The organism is Rheinheimera texasensis DSM 17496 (assembly GCF_000711985.1).
GTDB lineage: Bacteria > Pseudomonadota > Gammaproteobacteria > Enterobacterales > Alteromonadaceae > Pararheinheimera > Pararheinheimera texasensis.
The window spans coordinates 126,358-142,039 of record NZ_JONU01000014.1 but is presented as its reverse complement, the minus strand read 5'-3'; the positions used below and the strand labels follow the sequence as shown (position 1 = coordinate 142,039).

The window sequence follows — 15,682 nt, the reverse complement described above, 5'->3', positions numbered from 1 at the left end:
ATTTATCATATAAATACTGCAAAGTTACGCTGACTGCAACTTTTTTATCTGATTAATCATTCGAATTTGCGCCGTTTTGGCGGGCAAAACGGTAAATAATCTGCTGCTGATAGATTTGCCCCGGCAGCAGCAATGTGGCTGGAAAATCCGGCTGGTTCGGTGCGTCCGGCCAATACTGCGCTTCCAGACAAATGCCCTGGCGCGGCAAAAAAGGCGCGCCTAAACCGTCGCCGCTATAAATCTGCAGACCAGGTAAATCGCTGAGTACGGTCAGGCTTAATTGCTGATCTGGCGAGGTCAGCGTGGCAAGGGTTTGCAGCTGCTGTTCGCCGTGCGGCACAACAAAACAATGGTCCAGCGCACCATGCTGGCGAAACAATTCCTGCAACCGCTGGCCTGTCGCCAGCTGCGGGTATTGTTCTGCACAAGACAACAAACGGCCGGTCGGAATGCCGCTGCCGTCTTTCTCCAATACCTGCAACAGCGGCGATTGCAGAGAGTGCTGATCAATCTGCTGTGCTTGTGAATCCAGATTGAAATAACAGTGGTTGGTCAGATTCAGCACTGTCGGCGCGTCGGTCGTCGCTTCGAACTGCAACTGCAGTTCAGTCGCAGTGACGCGAAACTGGCAGCGAAACTCGCGATTGCCCGGAAAACCACCTTCACCTGCAGCAACACGGCAACTCAAGATCAGCTGGTCTGCCTGCTGCGCTTCGAGCTGCCACTGTCGATGGTTCAGACCGGCCTCTCCGCCATGCAGGCAATGCGGGCCGTCATTGGCGGTCAGCCTGATCTGTTGTTGACCAAGCGGAAAGCCGGCGTTGTCGATGCGGTTGGCATAAGGCCCGACGGTACTGCCGAGATAATAAGGGTCTGATGCATAAGCAGCTTCGCTGTCATAGCCCAACGTCAGTTCCTGGCCGTCTAAACAGATAGAGCAAACCGTGGCGCCGATAGCGCTGATGTTTACCACCAATCCTGCTGCTGTGCTGATCTCAAACAAAAACGTCTCCGGGCATGCTTGTGTCGTGTTAATTCGTTATATAGTATTTATACGATAATTAGATAGCTGACAAGGATTTTATGATGACCAGAACTCAATTGGTCATGGCAAACTGGAAACAACAGGGTAGTGAACCGGCGTTAAAGCACTGGTTAAGCGAGGTCAGCGTGCCTGATCTGGCCAAGCTCAGCCGGGTGTTATGCGTGCCGCTGCCCTATCTGGCAGCGCTCAGGCAGCAACGCGCAACACTGCAAAGCCCGGTGCTGGCAGGTGCGCAGCTGGTGTCGGCCTGGAGCGGCGGCGCTTATACCGGTGAAGTGTCTGCGGCGATGCTTAGAGAATTCGGCGTGGCTTACACGCTGGTTGGCCATTCCGAGCGCCGGCAGTGGCTACAGGAAACAGCCGACTCGCGACGCGCCCAGCTGGCGGCGTTATGGCAACAAGGCATCACGCCGGTGCTTTGTGTCGGCGAAACCGCCGCACAGCACCAGCAAGGCCAGACTTTTGCCGTGCTGTGGCAACAACTGGCTGAAGTACTGGACCCTCAGCCCGCGCCCGGGCCTTTAGTGCTGGCGTATGAACCGGTGTTTGCCATTGGTTCCGGCCAACCGTTGTCGGCACCGGACGCACAACAGGTACATCAACAGCTGCGCCAGTTGCTGCAGCACTGGTACAGCGCGGCAGACTGTCAGCAAATTCGCATCCTGTACGGCGGCAGTGTCAACAGCAATAACGCGGCTGAATACCTGCGATATCCCGACATTGACGGCGTGTTAGTCGGCAGCGGCAGCCTGAAAGCCGATAGCTTTAACACCTTATGCCGCGCCATTGCCGCTGTGAACACGTCGCAATGCGTGGCACTGCCCTGATACACAAAACTATCTTTATTCGCAGCGCAACACCTGGGCGGGGCGGCTGCTGGCTGCTTTAAAAGCGATGCTGGCCACAGTAAACCAGGTGATTGCCGCGACCACCAGAGCCGACAGCAAGTAGACCCCGACAGACTGATCGATGCGGTCATTAAAACCGGCCAGCCAGTCCTGCACGAGCCACCAGGTCAGCGGGAAGGCGATCGCTACGCTCAAGGCCACCAGCGTCAGGTATTCACTGGCCAGCAAGTTGACAATCGATAGGCGTGACGCACCGAGCACTTTGCGGACCGACACTTCTTTTTGCCGCCGCAGCACCGAGAACGACGCCAGTCCAAACACACCAAAACAGGCCAGCGCGATAGCTAAACCACTGAAAATACTTACCAATAATGCTGTGCGTTCATCGCCGCGGTAGATGGCTCTGTACTCTTGGTCCAACACTTCCAGCGTCGGTGCGTACATATTCAGCGCTTGCCCCAGTACCTTGCCAAGTTCGGCACGGATCGCCGGCAGTTGGTCCATGTCGACCTTCAGCAACAATTTGCTGTACCAATTATTGGTGTAGCCACAAATCAGCACAGGCGCGGCCTGATTGGCGCGGGTCGAACCCACTTTGATATCACTGACCACCCCCACCACAGTGAACTGGTAGGCTTTTCCCGCAGGATCTGTCACGGAAAACTGGTGACCAATGGCATCTTGCGCCGAAGCAAAACCGGCCTGACGCGCCAGCGTTTGCGTTAACAAGATGCTGGCTTTGCCCAGTTTTTCGTTTGGCTCGTGATACCAGTCACTGGCGGTACTTTCCGCAAAGTCGCGGCCCGCCAGCAATTGCAGCCCTAACAATTCAACAGGGCGGTAACCAACGCCAATCAACGGGATCATCTGCTCGCGCAGCACACCGTTATCACTGTTCATTGGCATCGACGAGTTAAAACTGCCGGTGATCGGAATATCCACAGCGCCCACATCCAACACACCGGGAATGGCTTTGACGCGTTGCATCAATTGCGGATTGGCGACGTTCAGAATTTTTTCACTCGGAATATCCGCCACTTGAATGCGACCCGCGCGCTCATAACCCACAGGTAAATTTTGCAGATGCTGTAACTGTTGTTGCAGCAAGACGGCAGCGATGATCAAGGCCACCGACAAGGCAGATTGCAACGTCAACAGACCTTTGCGTACCAGTACCGCGGTTTTACCGCGTTGCAAATCACCACTAAGCACCCGTTTGGCGCTAAAAGCAGCCATAAAAAATGCCGGATAAGCACCGGCAATCACGCCGGTCAGCAGCAAAATCAGCAACAAGGCCACACCAAAGTCGGACAGATAGGTCAGCGTCAACTGCCGTTCAACCAGACCGTTAAACCAGGGCAATACCAATTCGGCCGCCGCGCAAGCCAACACGCCGGCGATGAGGGTAATAAGCACACTTTCGACTAAAAACTGACTGATAATTTGGCCGCGGCTGGCACCCATCGCTTTGCGGACACCGACTTCTTTGGCACGACGTGCCGATTGGGCGATACTCATGTTGACGAAGTTGACGCCGGCAAGCCCGAGCAACAACAGACTTAAACCGATACAAATCCATAAGTTACTGCGCGTACCGCTGGTTTTTAGCTCCAGCCGGGTGTTGCCATTTAAATGAATACCGGTCAGCGGCTGCAAACTGATTTTCACCAACTCCACCGACTCACCCGGGTAGGCAATATTGACATAAGCCGGCGCCAGTTGTTGCTGCACAGTGGCAGCGTCTGCAGCATCGTGCAACCGCACATAGGCATAGGCGTTGTTGGCGCTGTATTGCTCCCGAAACGGCTTTAACTGGAACAGGCCATCAAAGGCGAAGTGGGTATTTTCCGGTAAATCGGCAAACACCGCCGCAATAGTCCAACGGGTTGCGCCTTGTTGCAGGGTATTACCAATCACTTGTTGCCAGTTGCTGTTTTGGCCAAACAACCGCACCGCCAGCTGTTGACTGATCGCCAGCTGGCCTGGGATCGTCAAGGCTTTGTTCAGGTCACCCGCCAACACCGGCAACGGCAAAAACTGCGGCAAATTGGCGGAAACGCCCATCATGCCGGTCAAACGGTAACTCTGTTCACCCAGCCGAAATTCATCGGTTGCCGCAAGTGGCTCGACCAACAACACATCGGCAATACCGGCCTGGTCCCGCAACCGGTTGATGGTGTTTTTGTTCACCAGCGGAATACCGCTGTTCAGCGGCACTATGTATTGCTCGACCCGAAATACCTGCTGTGCCTTTGGCAGCCATTGGTCATAAGACGCTTCGTGCCGGGCATACAAGGCAATCAGAATAGCCGCCGCCAAACCTAAGGTTAAACCAGCGATATTCAGGGAAAAATGAAGTTTATGCCGCGAAAATGCGCGTAGTGCCGTGATTAAATAATTAAGCCACATAAGGAGCCACCTCGCTGCTGACTGTGGCCTGATTGGCGCGGTCTAACAAAATTTGTCCGTCCAGCATCCGTACTAAGCGATCGGCATAAGCGCCTTCCCGCTCGGAGTGGGTCACCATCACGACGGTGGTGCCTTCGCGGTTCAGTTCCCGCAACAGATTCATCACCTCCTGGCCGTTTTTCGAGTCGAGGTTACCTGTGGGTTCATCCGCCAGGATCAGTTTCGGCTGAATGACTAAGGCGCGCGCTACCGCCACCCGTTGCTGCTGACCACCCGACAACTGCTGCGGCAAATGGTCGGCGCGATGGTCGATCCCCACCCGCTGCAACATAGCCGCGACACGCGCTTTACGCTCGGCTTTGCCGATATTGAGATACTGCAATGGCAACGCGACATTTTCGGCAACGGTTAACTCATCAATCAAGTTAAAGCTTTGAAATACAAAACCAATATTGGCTTTACGCAGGCTTGCCAACTGTTTCTCGTTGTACCTGGCGACGTCCTCACCGGCGAACAAAAAGCTGCCCGATGATGGGCTGTCCAGCAGGCCTAATATGGATAACAAGGTGGATTTACCGCAGCCGGACGGGCCCATAATCGCGACAAATTCGCCGGTATTGATGGTCAGATTAATCTGCTGCAGTGCAGTGGTTTCAACGTCTTCGGTGCGAAATACCCGTTGAATATGCTTGAGCTGAATCATGGTCACTCCTTGAAAGATAACTTGGATATTATTCGATTGAGAGCACGGTCGCTTTATCAAAGCTGCCATAGCCCGAGGTGATCACCCGCTCGCCTGGCTGCAGGCCATCGAGCACTTCAAAAAACTGTTGATTGCGTTTGCCTAAACGGATGTCGCGGCGCTCGGCACGATCACCGTCACTGCTGAGCACATAAACCCAATTGCCGCCGCTGCTGGCGAAAAACGCGCCGCGTGGCAATAAAGTGGCATCGGCCTTCGCCGCGCCCAGCACGATGTTGGCGTCAACACTTTGGCCACGGCGCAAGGTGCTGGCGCTCGCTGGCAAGGCGACTTCAATGCTGAACTGATTGTTGGTGACGCGGCTATCGACCTTGCTGATGCTGGCTTCGACCGCTTGCTGGTCCAGTTGCAGCTGCACCGGCATGTCGCGGCTGATTTGATTCAGATAAAATTCGTCCAGCTGGACCACCAGCTTGTACTCACCGGGTAAATCAATTTGCCCCAGCCGCGCGCCACGTTCTTTTGATTCACCAACTTCGACATTCAGTTCGCTTAAATACCCTGTCGCCGGTGCCTTCACCAGCAGGTTATCGAGGTTGCTGCGCGCCAATTGCAAATTGGTTTGCAACATCCTGGCGCTGTCTTCCAGCTGGGCCAATTGCTGCGCGCGAATGCTGTTTTCCTGTGCTTGTTGCTCCAGTGCTAACTTGCGGCGCTCCTGATAAAACTTCAGGTCGTCTTGCAGCTGCGCCAAAGTCTCGGCTGCGATCAGATTGTGTTGTTGTAATTGTTTGCTTTGCTGCAGACGGCGCGTCAGCTGGCGAATTTGCAAGTCAACGTCCAATAAATCGCGTTTGAGATTTAAGCGATTGGTTTCCATCGTCATTTGCGTATTGCGCAAGAAGTTCAGCTGCTCAGTCACTTGCGCTTCGCGGCTCATCACTTCGAGCTGCAAAGCCGTGTTGCTTAAGCGCAGCAAGGGCTGACCTTTCTGCACAAAGTCGCCGTGTTCAGCCAGGCGTTGTTCCACCACACCACCGGCGATGCTGTCGAGGTAAATGGTGGTTTTTGGCATCACCTGACCCCGCACGGCGAGGGTGTCAGCAAACTGGCCCTGACTGACGGTGCTGATTTGCAAGCCTTGCGCACTGACATGTTGCCGCTGCGCCGTGTCGCTGTGCTGACTAAAGCCATACGCAACACCGACGATCCCCAGCGCCAGCATGCCGATGACGACCGGGCGCAGTTGTTGTTTCCAGCGGGGTTTGGCAATTTTTTTGTCCATGATGGCATCCTGTAGTCAGCGTGACGGTGGCATGAGATGTCATAAGTAAAACAATTGTTGTGCCAGAATATATTTTTCATATAATTCATTGCCTTACGAATTTTCATATGAAAATGATCGGTAAAAGTGTCCGCTGGTGGTACAGTGGATTTTTCAGAAATTGTCCATTAATGGACACTTGATGCTGGCAAGGACTCTGCAATGAAACACGCTGCCACTCTGCTGATCGTCGATGACAACGCCGATGTGTTGCTTGCGGCGCGGCTGTTACTGAAACAGCATTATCAGCAGGTCTTGACGCTGCAAGACCCCTTTGCGCTGGAAAGCACGCTGGCCGCTGAAGCGGTGGACGTGGTGCTGCTGGATATGAATTTTCATCGCGACGCTATCAGCGGTCAGGAAGGGTTTTATTGGCTGAAAAAAATTCAAAGCCTGGACCCCAGTATCGCAGTGATTTTGATGACCGCCTACAGCGACGTGCATCTGGCGGTCGAGGCGATTAAATGTGGCGCGACGGATTTTATGCCAAAGCCGTGGCAAAACGATCAGCTGCTGACGACCGTTGCGACGGCCTGCGCCCATGCGCAGGATAAAAAAGCGCTGGGCCAATTAAGCCGGCAGGCCAAAGGGTTAAGCCAAGTACTGGCCGGCGACCATCGCGCCAACGCACAGCCGTTGTTAGGGCAAAGCGCTGCCATGCAACAAGTGCTGGCCATCATTGAAAAAGCCGCACAAACCGATGCCAATATCCTGATCACTGGGGAAAGTGGTACCGGCAAGGAACTGACGGCGCACGCCATTCATCAACAAAGCTTACGCGCCAACGGCCCGTTTATCGGTCTGGACATGGGCGCTTTGGCCGGCAGTTTGCTGGAAAGCGAGTTATTTGGTCATAAAAAAGGCGCTTTTACCGACGCGCGCGCCGACCGGATCGGCCGCTTTGAACTGGCGCATCAGGGCAGTTTGTTTCTTGATGAGATTGGCAATTTGCCGTTGGAACAGCAGGTGAAACTGTTGGCAGCGCTGCAAAATCGCCAGGTCACCCCGCTGGGCGCAGACAAGCCCGTGCCGGTCGATATCCGGCTGATTTGCGCCACCAATGAAGCGCTGCCGCAAGCCGTGGCGGCCGGGCGTTTTCGTCAGGATTTGCTGTACCGGATCAATACCATCGAGGTGCGGTTGCCGAGTTTGCGCGAACGCCTCGATGACATTCCGTTATTGGTTGACCACTACCTGCAGCACTTTGGCCGCAAATACAAAAAAGAGCTGCGTTTCAGCCCGGCACTGCTGGCGCAACTGCAATGCTACCCCTGGCCGGGCAATATCCGCGAACTGGCGCATGCGATTGAGCGTGCAGTGATTTTAACCGACGGCGGCGAGCCAGATCTGGCTTTGCTGATTGGCAATACAGTATCGGCGGGTGATCTGGCGACGCTGGCCCAAAGCACGATACAGCCCCAGGTATTACCCGACAGCGCGGCAGCAGAGCACAGCGCAGAGCCGCTGTTTAATCTGGAGCAGGTCGAGCATCAAACCATATTGGCGGCACTGAAGCACTTCCAGGGAAATGTCAGCCATGCCGCCAAAGCCCTGGGATTAACACGGGGCGCCTTGTACCGGCGATTGGAAAAATATGGTCTTTAAACGCACCCCGCATATTGCTGACATCATTCTGCTCGCGCTGGCCTTGTCTGGCTCCGGCGCTTTGGCGATGTGGTTGTGGCTGCAGCGGGGCGCCAGCGCGGTGCTGCTGGTGTGCGCGCTGTTGACGCTACTGTGGCTGGGGCTGTTATTGCGGCTGTTCTGGCGGCAGCAACAACTGCCGATCCAGATGTTCCGGGCGCTGGCCAATGGCGACCATACTTTGGGCTTGCCCGCGCATCATCTGCTGCGGCATTCCTATGAATCGGCACGCGAGCGTTTGCAACAAGCCCGGATCGATGCCGAAGCCCAGGCGCAGTTTTTACGGCATGTGCTGCTACACACCGAGCTTGCGCTGTTGATTTACCATCAGGACGGCCGGGTGATTGAGCAAAGCCCGGCAGCGGCACGCTTGCTCGGCCTGCGGCTGACACATATCGACCAGCTGGCCGACCCACTGCGCCGCTGCTTAACCGGCGAGCCGGGACAGGCGGTTGACAACGCGCCGGAGCCAAACGCCGGCAACCATCAGCTAAACGAACCCGGTCCGTCGCAGCGCCAGAATCTGGCGCGCCATTCCACGGTGTCCTGGTGGCGTGGCGATCAGGCGGATACGCTGGCCGTGCTGTTAAGCCCGGTACAGATCGCCGGCGACGCGATTTGCCTCGCGACCTTGCAATCCATCCATCAGCCGTTAAATCAGCGCGAACAAGAAGCCTACAACAAGCTGACCCGGGTGCTGACGCACGAAATTGCCAATTCCATCACCCCGATGGCGTCTCTTGCGCAAAGTTGTGAGCAGCTACTGCCGGTCGGCCTCTGTTTTGCCGATGCCGATGAAAAAGCTGACGTGCAGATGGCACTACAAACGCTGAGTCGACGCACTGCACACCTGGTTGAATTTATTCAGAATTTCCGCAAAGTGGCCGCAGTTCCACAGCCGATTTTGAGCAACAAACCACTTGCCGATGTGGTGCATCAAGTCACATTATTATGGCAAGGCCAGTGTCAAAGCTCAGGCATTGAGTTGGTGCAGCAACTACTGGACCAGCGCGTGGTGGCGCATGATCCGGCGCAACTCGAGCAAGTGCTGATTAACCTGGTGAAAAACGCCGTCGAGGCTTTGCAGCAGCAAGTCCAACTGCGCACTGGCACAGCGCCGGTTACGCCGCCGCAAATCCTGCTGACATTAGCACCGCTGAATGACGCACAAACCATGATTGAAGTGCGCGACAATGGACCAGGCATCACCGCAGAAACCGCCAGCATGATGTTTGTGCCGTTTTTTACCACAAAGCCACAAGGTTCCGGCATCGGTCTGGCGCTGGCCCGGCAGATCTTACGTCAGCATGGTGGTGATTTGGTGCATGTGCCGACGCCAACCGGCGCCTGTTTTCGGCTGATACTGGGCTGAGGTGGGCGTTTGGTCACGCATGTTGCGGTGCCAAGTTGGCATTCACTGCACTTCAACACTGTTGGCGCGGTCGTTTCATCGACGCGCTGATTAGCACTGTCGCCAATAAAAAAGCCGTCGATACCCAAAGACATGCCTCGAGGCTGTAGGCCTGATACACCCAGCCAGACAGCACAGTGCCAATCAGCCGGCCCATGGCGTTGGCCATATAATAAAAACCAACATCCAGGGATACGCCATCCCGCCCGGCCAGACTGACAATCAGGTAGCTGTGCAGCGATGAATTCACGGCAAACACGGCACCAAACACCATCAGACCGCCTATTAATACCCAAAGCGGAGCCGGGCTGTATTGCATCCCCAGACTAATCAGCAGCGGTATTGCACAAAGTGCGGTTGCCCAGCCAGCTGCAGCAGCTGTTCCGGGCACTTTACCGGCTTTTTTACCGGTGATAGCCGGAGCCTGGGCCTGCACTGCACCATAACCAATGACCCAAAGGGCCAGAAAACTACCGATTTGTGTTTGCGACCACGCAAATTGCGTCGCCAGATACAACGGCAAGGCAATGACAAACCAGACATCGCGGGCACCGAATAAAAACAACCGGGCGGCTGAAAGCTTATTAATGGCCGCACTTTTGGAAAACAAATCTTTGAATTTCGGTTTGAACTTACTTTTCCCAAGGTCTTTTTTCAGCAGAACTAAACTCAGCAGCCAAATCGTGGTCAGGACTGCCGCCATGCTACCCACGGCGCCCTGAAACCCCAGTTGCGCTAACAGCAAACCACCTAAAAAGAAACCAACGCCTTTCAGGGCATTTTTAGAACCGGTCAGAATCGCGACCCATTTGTATAAAGCCCCTTGCGCATCTTCAGGTAACAGCAGTTTCAGCGAACTTTTCGCACTCATTTTATTGAGATCTTTAGCGATGCCCGACATGGCCTGTGCAGCCATCACCCAAACCACGGTCAACATTGAAGCGGGCACCAGCAGCATCGAGAGGGCAACAACCTGCAGAAATAAGCCGATATTCATGGTTTTATTCAGGCCAATCCTCGCGCCGAGCCAGCCGCCGACTAAGTTGGTCACCACACCAAACAACTCGTAAAACAAGAACAGAGACGCGATAGCGAGTGGGCTGTAACCGAGGCTATAAAAGTGCAGCACCACCAGCATGCGCAGCGCGCCATCGGTCAGGGTAAAGGCCCAGTAATTGCCGGTCACGACCAGATACTGGCGCAGGCCACTGTTGTTGAACGTCTCTGTCATGGGGCTTTTGTCCGTGTTTTTGTTTGCTGAAATGGTCGCAGTGAGCACTCATATTTCATCACTGATAGCTCACTGCGACTGCTATGGGCGTTTAACTATCTCGTTTAACAATCTCATTTAACTATCTCGTTTAACTAAGGTCGGCCAAACCCACTAAGCGGGCCAGTTCCACAGTCCGGTTGGCATAACCCCACTCATTGTCATACCAGGCGTAGATTTTGACTTGAGTGCCGTTCACCACCATGGTCGATAACGCATCAATCACGCTGGAGCGCGGGTCGGTTTTGTAATCGACGGAAACCAGCGGGCGCTCTTCATAACCCAAAATACCCTTGAGCGCACCGTCGGCGGCGGCTTTCAGCAGTTGGTTCACTTCCTCTGCCGTGGTAGCCCGTTCCACTTCAAATACGCAATCGGTTAAAGATGCGTTGGCGAGCGGCACACGCACCGCATGGCCATTTAAACGACCTTTCAGTTCCGGGAAAATCTCAGTAATGGCCGTGGCGGAACCTGTGGTGGTCGGAATTAAACTGGCACCACAAGCGCGGGCGCGACGTAAATCCTTGTGAGGCGTATCCAGAATCGACTGGGTATTGGTTAAATCATGGATGGTGGTGATTGAACCATGTTTAATACCGAGGCTTTCATGGATCACTTTGACCACAGGCGCTAAGCAGTTGGTGGTGCAACTGGCGGCAGTGACAATGCGGTGTTGCTCCTTGTTGTAAAGCTGATGATTCACACCCATCACCACGTTTAAAACGCCTGGCTCTTTCACCGGCGCACTGACTACCACCCGTTTGACGCCTTGGGCTAAATACGCTTCCAGCACGGCTTTGCTTTTCATTTTGCCGGAGCATTCAATGACGAGGTCACAGCCTGACCAGTCGGTATCAGCGATGGTTTTGTGCTGACTGACCGCAATTGCTTTGCCGTTGATGACGATGCTGTTTTCAGTATGGGTTGCCTCATGCAACCAGCGGCCATGCACTGAATCAAAATTCAGCAGATGGGCAAAAGTCGCGGCATCACCGGCAGGGTCGTTTATGCGGACAAATTCAAATTCCGGCCAGTCAAAAGCGGCACGAAGTGCCAAACGACCGATGCGGCCAAAACCGTTAATACCTACTTTAATGGTCATGAAAATTTCCTCAGTTTTAAGCTTTTAACCACTGCTCAATCGCATCGCGATGCGGAATAGAACCGGCGTGCACCAGCACTTCATTCAGCACTACCGCTGGTGTACTCATCACGCCGTAGGCGATGATTTGCTGTGGATCTTCTATTTTCTCAAGCTGCACGTCGACGCCGAGTTCTTTGGCAATGCGCTCGATGGACTCCACCGTTTTGGCGCATTTGCTGCAGCCCATACCCAGCACTTTAATTTGTTGCATTGGGCCCCCCTTAAAGACTATTGAAATAGTGAACATGCGGTTCCAGCGTCAATGCGAAAGGTCGCAGCGCCTGCACCATGCTTTTTACGTTGTCTTTGCTATGGCCTCGTTCCAGCAAAATTTGCGCGGCCATCAAACCGGTGCGGCCAGAGCCGCCTTTGCAGTGAATAGCCACTGTTTTGCCTGCATCCAGCAGTTGGTGCACCCGCGGGCCAGCTTGTTGCCAGGCAGCCGCGAAATCAGCCAGTGGCGCATGGTCATCTTCAATCGGACAATGAAACCACTGCAGCCCATTAGCATTGACCTGCGCGCCTAAATCGGCGACCTGCAAACTTTCAAGTTCAGACATGGGGTTGAGTGAGATCACCGCCGCAGCGCCAGCCTGCTGCAGTGTAGCGAGCGCCTCAGCAATCGATGTCCCTTTGGTGCCAGGACAAGGCGTGAAGATCAGGCCTGCAGCAGCCTGAGCGTCAAGTGGTAATACATCGTATGGATGAGACATCAGAATTCCTTTATAAAATCAGAGCGGTTTAAAGCAGTGCCTGCCGCGACTGGCTAAAAATACCTAACAACAGGCTTTGGCGCGCTCTGGCCGTTCACCCATGGCACACAGATTTTGCATCAATGGCGTTAACAACTCGGTGTTCTGTGCGCGGGTTTGTTCCAGCGTTTCAGCGGCCCAGGCGGGTAACTCAGGATTGAGCCGGTAAAACACCCATTGCCCCTGGCGGCGGTCTAACAGCACTTTGGCGCTTCGAAGCATCGCCAGGTGACGGGAGATTTTCGGCTGCGATTCGTTCAGGGCTGAGGTCAGTTCACAGACACAAAGCTCGCCTTCCTGCACTATTAACAGCAGTGAGGACAAGCGGGTTTCGTCGGCTAGTAATTTAAAGAACTCGACAGGAAGCATAAGTGAGGCCTCAGGTGACTGAAACAGGACGCGGTTTAGCGCTGTGTAAACGGCTTCGCTGCAGACTGTACAGCAAGCAATAACATATGCGAATTATCATATATATGTTTTTCCACATGTCAATGCTATGCTGCCATGGTGATGGCTGGAAAAAGGTGAGTAAATGGACATCTGGGCGTGGTTGAATAACCAACTGCTGAAAATGCAATGGCTCTCTGATTTGGTCAAATTATTGGTCGAAGATGGCTTTGGGTTGTCGATGCAATCCCCTTGGGGTGCCAGCCTGCACTTTTTTATCTACGACGTATGCAAAATTTTCATCTTATTGTCGGTGTTGATATTCAGCGTCTCCTGGCTGCAAAGCTACTTTCCGCCGGAGCGCACCCGGCAAATACTTGGCGGTATGAAAGGATTTAAAGCCAATCTGACCGGCGCATTACTCGGCACAGTCACGCCTTTTTGCTCATGCTCATCCATCCCTTTGTTTATCGGTTTTACCAGTGCCGGCTTACCGCTTGGTGTGACCTTTTCGTTTTTGATTTCATCGCCTTTGGTAGATTTGGCGTCGGTGATTTTGCTGGCCAGCGTTTTTAACTGGCAGGTGGCGATAGCCTATGTCGTGGTTGGAGTTGTGCTCGCAGTCATTGGTGGAACCATCATTAGTCATGCCCGCATGGAGCAATATGTCGAAGGTTTTGTCTTGCAGAGCAAAGCCATCAATCTGCCACTGGCTCAGCTATCCCGCTCTGACCGCTTTACCTATGCGCGAGCACAAGTTACTGAAATTGTTGGAAAAGTATGGCTGTATATTCTGCTTGGCGTGGGTATCGGCAGCGCCATTCACAATTGGGTCCCCGCGACCTGGATCCAAAGTTTGCTGGGCCAGGACCATTGGTGGTCTGTGCCACTGGCAACCCTGATCGGCGTGCCAATGTATGCAGACATTTTTGGCACTTTACCTGTCGCCGAAGCCTTAGTCGGCAAGGGCGTCGGGATCGGCACAGTTCTGGCCTTTATGATGGCCGTCACTGCATTATCGTTACCATCGTTGGTGATGTTGCATAAGGTAGTTAAAGCCCGGCTACTCGGCCTTTTTGTCGGGATTATCGTTGTGGGAATTATGCTGATTGGCTGGGTGTTTGACACCTTCGGTACGCTGTTGTGGTGAAGGACCTGATCTCTACGGCGCAATGAATGACTGAGCCCGGCTGTGGATTTTGTTACCATACCTCTGGCGCATCAATCCCCGTCTGTGCTGTTGATTTTATATTTTGGAAATGACGATGTTGAATTCCCTCCGACAGCATTGGCTGTCTAATGTCCGTGCGGATGTGCTGTCCGCTATTGTGGTCGCACTTGCGCTTATTCCTGAGGCGATTGCCTTTTCGATTATTGCTGGCGTTGACCCTAAAGTGGGCTTGTATGCCTCTTTTGCCATTGCCGTGATCACCGCTTTTGCCGGCGGCCGGCCGGCAATGATCTCTGCCGCGACCGGCGCGATGGCGCTGTTGATGATCACGCTGGTAAAAGAACATGGTCTGCAATATCTGCTGGCCGCCACACTGCTCTGTGGTGTGCTGCAAATTCTGTTTGGGGTATTAAAACTCGGCGAGCTGATGCGGTTTGTCTCGCGCTCAGTGGTCACTGGTTTTGTCAACGCGCTGGCGATATTGATTTTTCTGGCGCAGTTGCCGGAGCTGATTGATGTGACCTGGCATGTCTATGCGATGACCGCTGCTGGCCTTGGTATTATCTACTTATTGCCATTGGTAACCAAAGCGGTGCCGTCGCCACTGGTATGTATTTTAGTGTTAACCGCTATCGCGCTGTATTTTGGCATAGATGTGCGCACTGTGTCCGATATGGGTGAGCTGCCGGACAGTTTGCCAATATTTTTATGGCCAGAGGTACCACTGACTTTTGAAACCTTGCAAATCATTTTCCCATATTCATTGGCTCTTGCACTGGTCGGCTTGCTCGAATCTCTGATGACAGCAACGATTGTCGATGATTTAACCGACACCAACAGCAACAAAAATCGCGAATGTGTCGGCCAGGGTGTTGCCAATATCGGATCGGGTTTGCTCGGCGGTATGGCTGGTTGCGCCATGATTGGTCAGTCGATGATCAACGTCAAATCCGGCGGTCGCACCCGCTTATCGACTTTGCTGGCCGGTGTGTTGCTGCTCTGTTTTGCAGTGTTTTTAGGTGACTGGGTTGGCTTAATTCCGATGGCGGCGTTAGTTGCTGTGATGATCATGGTGTCGATCAGTACCTTTAACTGGCAGTCGGTTAAAGATATGCGCACCAATCCAAAAAGCTCCAGTATTGTGATGCTTGCGACCGTCGCCATGGTGGTGTACAGCCACAATCTGGCTTTGGGTGTGTTTGTTGGGGTTTTATTGAGCGCGCTGTTTTTTGCCAATAAAATCGGCCAGTTGCTGGCGATTGAAACCGCGGTGTCCGCTGATGGCCAATGCCGTGTTTATACCGTCACTGGCCAGGTTTTTTTCACTTCGGCCGAGCCTTTTGTGCAAAGTTTTGATTTTAATGAAAACTTGCCCAAGGTGCTGATTGATTTAACCCACGCCCATTTTTGGGATATCACGGCGGTCAGTTCACTGGATAAAGTGGTGCTGAAATTGCGCCGGCAGGGTAAAACGGTGGAAGTGATTGGCCTGAATGAAGCAAGTGCTACCTTGGTGGACAAATTTGCTATTCACAATAAGCCGGAGGCGATTGATCGCCTGCTGCATCATTAAC

14 protein-coding genes are annotated in these 15,682 nt (G+C 53.7%); 5 read left to right on the top strand and 9 right to left on the bottom strand.

What is annotated here, in order from left to right:
* Positions 1-52: 52 nt before the first annotated feature.
* Positions 53-1,003 carry an aldose epimerase family protein gene (locus tag Q399_RS0109460; RefSeq protein ID WP_031568099.1) on the bottom strand — a complete coding sequence of 317 codons (951 nt, stop codon included), beginning with the start codon at positions 1,001-1,003 and terminating at the stop codon, positions 53-55.
* An 83-nt stretch (positions 1,004-1,086) separates the two neighbouring features.
* Here Q399_RS0109460 and tpiA point away from each other — a divergent pair, with 83 nt between their 5' ends.
* Positions 1,087-1,872: a triose-phosphate isomerase gene (tpiA, locus tag Q399_RS0109455; protein ID WP_031568098.1), complete on the top strand. Its 786-nt coding sequence runs from the start codon at positions 1,087-1,089 to the stop codon at positions 1,870-1,872.
* Positions 1,873-1,887: 15 nt separating this feature from the next.
* On the opposite strand, the gene Q399_RS0109450 is transcribed toward tpiA, so the two are convergent.
* From Q399_RS0109450 to Q399_RS0109440, 3 genes are read right to left on the bottom strand one after another with little or no spacing between them, the layout of a single operon-like run.
* Entirely contained in the window at positions 1,888-4,302 is a 2,415-nt protein-coding gene (locus Q399_RS0109450; protein WP_031568097.1) for an FtsX-like permease family protein, read from the bottom strand.
* Positions 4,292-5,005 carry an ABC transporter ATP-binding protein gene (locus tag Q399_RS0109445; protein WP_031568096.1) on the bottom strand — a complete coding sequence of 238 codons (714 nt, stop codon included), beginning with the start codon at positions 5,003-5,005 and terminating at the stop codon, positions 4,292-4,294. Before Q399_RS0109445 ends, Q399_RS0109450 begins: the two co-directional genes overlap by 11 nt.
* Positions 5,006-5,033: 28 nt before the next feature.
* Positions 5,034-6,290 (bottom strand): efflux RND transporter periplasmic adaptor subunit, encoded by a 1,257-nt coding sequence (locus tag Q399_RS0109440; protein WP_031568095.1) that lies wholly within the window; start codon positions 6,288-6,290, stop codon positions 5,034-5,036.
* A gap of 201 nt (positions 6,291-6,491) precedes the next feature.
* On the opposite strand from Q399_RS0109440, the gene Q399_RS0109435 reads away from it, so the two are divergent.
* Entirely contained in the window at positions 6,492-7,934 is a 1,443-nt protein-coding gene (locus Q399_RS0109435) for a sigma-54-dependent transcriptional regulator (RefSeq protein ID WP_031568094.1), read from the top strand.
* Positions 7,924-9,345 carry a sensor histidine kinase gene (locus tag Q399_RS0109430; protein ID WP_031568093.1) on the top strand — a complete coding sequence of 474 codons (1,422 nt, stop codon included), beginning with the start codon at positions 7,924-7,926 and terminating at the stop codon, positions 9,343-9,345. The genes Q399_RS0109435 and Q399_RS0109430 overlap by 11 nt, the downstream gene beginning before the upstream one ends.
* A gap of 52 nt (positions 9,346-9,397) precedes the next feature.
* On the opposite strand, the gene arsJ is transcribed toward Q399_RS0109430, so the two are convergent.
* The 5 genes from arsJ to Q399_RS0109405 all read right to left on the bottom strand — a co-directional run bounded on the left by arsJ (position 9,398) and on the right by Q399_RS0109405 (position 12,919).
* Positions 9,398-10,615 carry an organoarsenical effux MFS transporter ArsJ gene (gene arsJ / locus Q399_RS0109425; protein ID WP_031568092.1) on the bottom strand — a complete coding sequence of 406 codons (1,218 nt, stop codon included), beginning with the start codon at positions 10,613-10,615 and terminating at the stop codon, positions 9,398-9,400.
* A gap of 130 nt (positions 10,616-10,745) precedes the next feature.
* Positions 10,746-11,756 (bottom strand): ArsJ-associated glyceraldehyde-3-phosphate dehydrogenase, encoded by a 1,011-nt coding sequence (locus Q399_RS0109420; RefSeq protein WP_031568091.1) that lies wholly within the window; start codon positions 11,754-11,756, stop codon positions 10,746-10,748.
* A 16-nt stretch (positions 11,757-11,772) separates the two neighbouring features.
* Positions 11,773-12,009, bottom strand: a complete 237-nt coding sequence (locus tag Q399_RS0109415; protein ID WP_031568090.1) for a thioredoxin family protein — start codon at positions 12,007-12,009, stop codon at positions 11,773-11,775.
* A 10-nt stretch (positions 12,010-12,019) separates the two neighbouring features.
* The gene (locus tag Q399_RS0109410; RefSeq protein ID WP_031568089.1) at positions 12,020-12,511 is read right to left on the bottom strand and encodes a phosphatase domain-containing putative toxin; all 492 of its coding nucleotides are present in this window, start codon (positions 12,509-12,511) and stop codon (positions 12,020-12,022) included.
* 63 nt (positions 12,512-12,574) lie between these two features.
* The gene (locus Q399_RS0109405; protein ID WP_031568088.1) at positions 12,575-12,919 is read right to left on the bottom strand and encodes a metalloregulator ArsR/SmtB family transcription factor; all 345 of its coding nucleotides are present in this window, start codon (positions 12,917-12,919) and stop codon (positions 12,575-12,577) included.
* A gap of 163 nt (positions 12,920-13,082) precedes the next feature.
* On the opposite strand from Q399_RS0109405, the gene Q399_RS0109400 reads away from it, so the two are divergent.
* Positions 13,083-14,087: a permease gene (locus Q399_RS0109400; RefSeq protein WP_031568087.1), complete on the top strand. Its 1,005-nt coding sequence runs from the start codon at positions 13,083-13,085 to the stop codon at positions 14,085-14,087.
* A gap of 115 nt (positions 14,088-14,202) precedes the next feature.
* Entirely contained in the window at positions 14,203-15,681 is a 1,479-nt protein-coding gene (locus tag Q399_RS0109395) for a SulP family inorganic anion transporter (RefSeq protein WP_031568086.1), read from the top strand.
* The last annotated feature ends 1 nt before the right edge of the window (position 15,682 follow it).

Bases quoted from the DNA above. Each gene is read 5' to 3' on its own strand.
- Q399_RS0109395 (WP_031568086.1), top strand. From the start codon at position 14,203: ATGTTGAATTCCCTCCGACAGCATTGGCTGTCTAATGTCCGTGCGGAT.
- tpiA (WP_031568098.1), top strand. From the start codon at position 1,087: ATGACCAGAACTCAATTGGTCATGGCAAACTGGAAACAACAGGGTAGT.
- Q399_RS0109445 (WP_031568096.1), bottom strand. From the start codon at position 5,005: ATGATTCAGCTCAAGCATATTCAACGGGTATTTCGCACCGAAGACGTT.
- Q399_RS0109435 (WP_031568094.1), top strand. From the start codon at position 6,492: ATGAAACACGCTGCCACTCTGCTGATCGTCGATGACAACGCCGATGTG.
- Q399_RS0109420 (WP_031568091.1), bottom strand. From the start codon at position 11,756: ATGACCATTAAAGTAGGTATTAACGGTTTTGGCCGCATCGGTCGTTTG.
- Q399_RS0109415 (WP_031568090.1), bottom strand. From the start codon at position 12,009: ATGCAACAAATTAAAGTGCTGGGTATGGGCTGCAGCAAATGCGCCAAA.
- Q399_RS0109410 (WP_031568089.1), bottom strand. From the start codon at position 12,511: ATGTCTCATCCATACGATGTATTACCACTTGACGCTCAGGCTGCTGCA.
- Q399_RS0109450 (WP_031568097.1), bottom strand. From the start codon at position 4,302: ATGTGGCTTAATTATTTAATCACGGCACTACGCGCATTTTCGCGGCAT.
- Q399_RS0109400 (WP_031568087.1), top strand. From the start codon at position 13,083: ATGGACATCTGGGCGTGGTTGAATAACCAACTGCTGAAAATGCAATGG.
- Q399_RS0109430 (WP_031568093.1), top strand. From the start codon at position 7,924: ATGGTCTTTAAACGCACCCCGCATATTGCTGACATCATTCTGCTCGCG.
- arsJ (WP_031568092.1), bottom strand. From the start codon at position 10,615: ATGACAGAGACGTTCAACAACAGTGGCCTGCGCCAGTATCTGGTCGTG.
- Q399_RS0109440 (WP_031568095.1), bottom strand. From the start codon at position 6,290: ATGGACAAAAAAATTGCCAAACCCCGCTGGAAACAACAACTGCGCCCG.
- Q399_RS0109405 (WP_031568088.1), bottom strand. From the start codon at position 12,919: ATGCTTCCTGTCGAGTTCTTTAAATTACTAGCCGACGAAACCCGCTTG.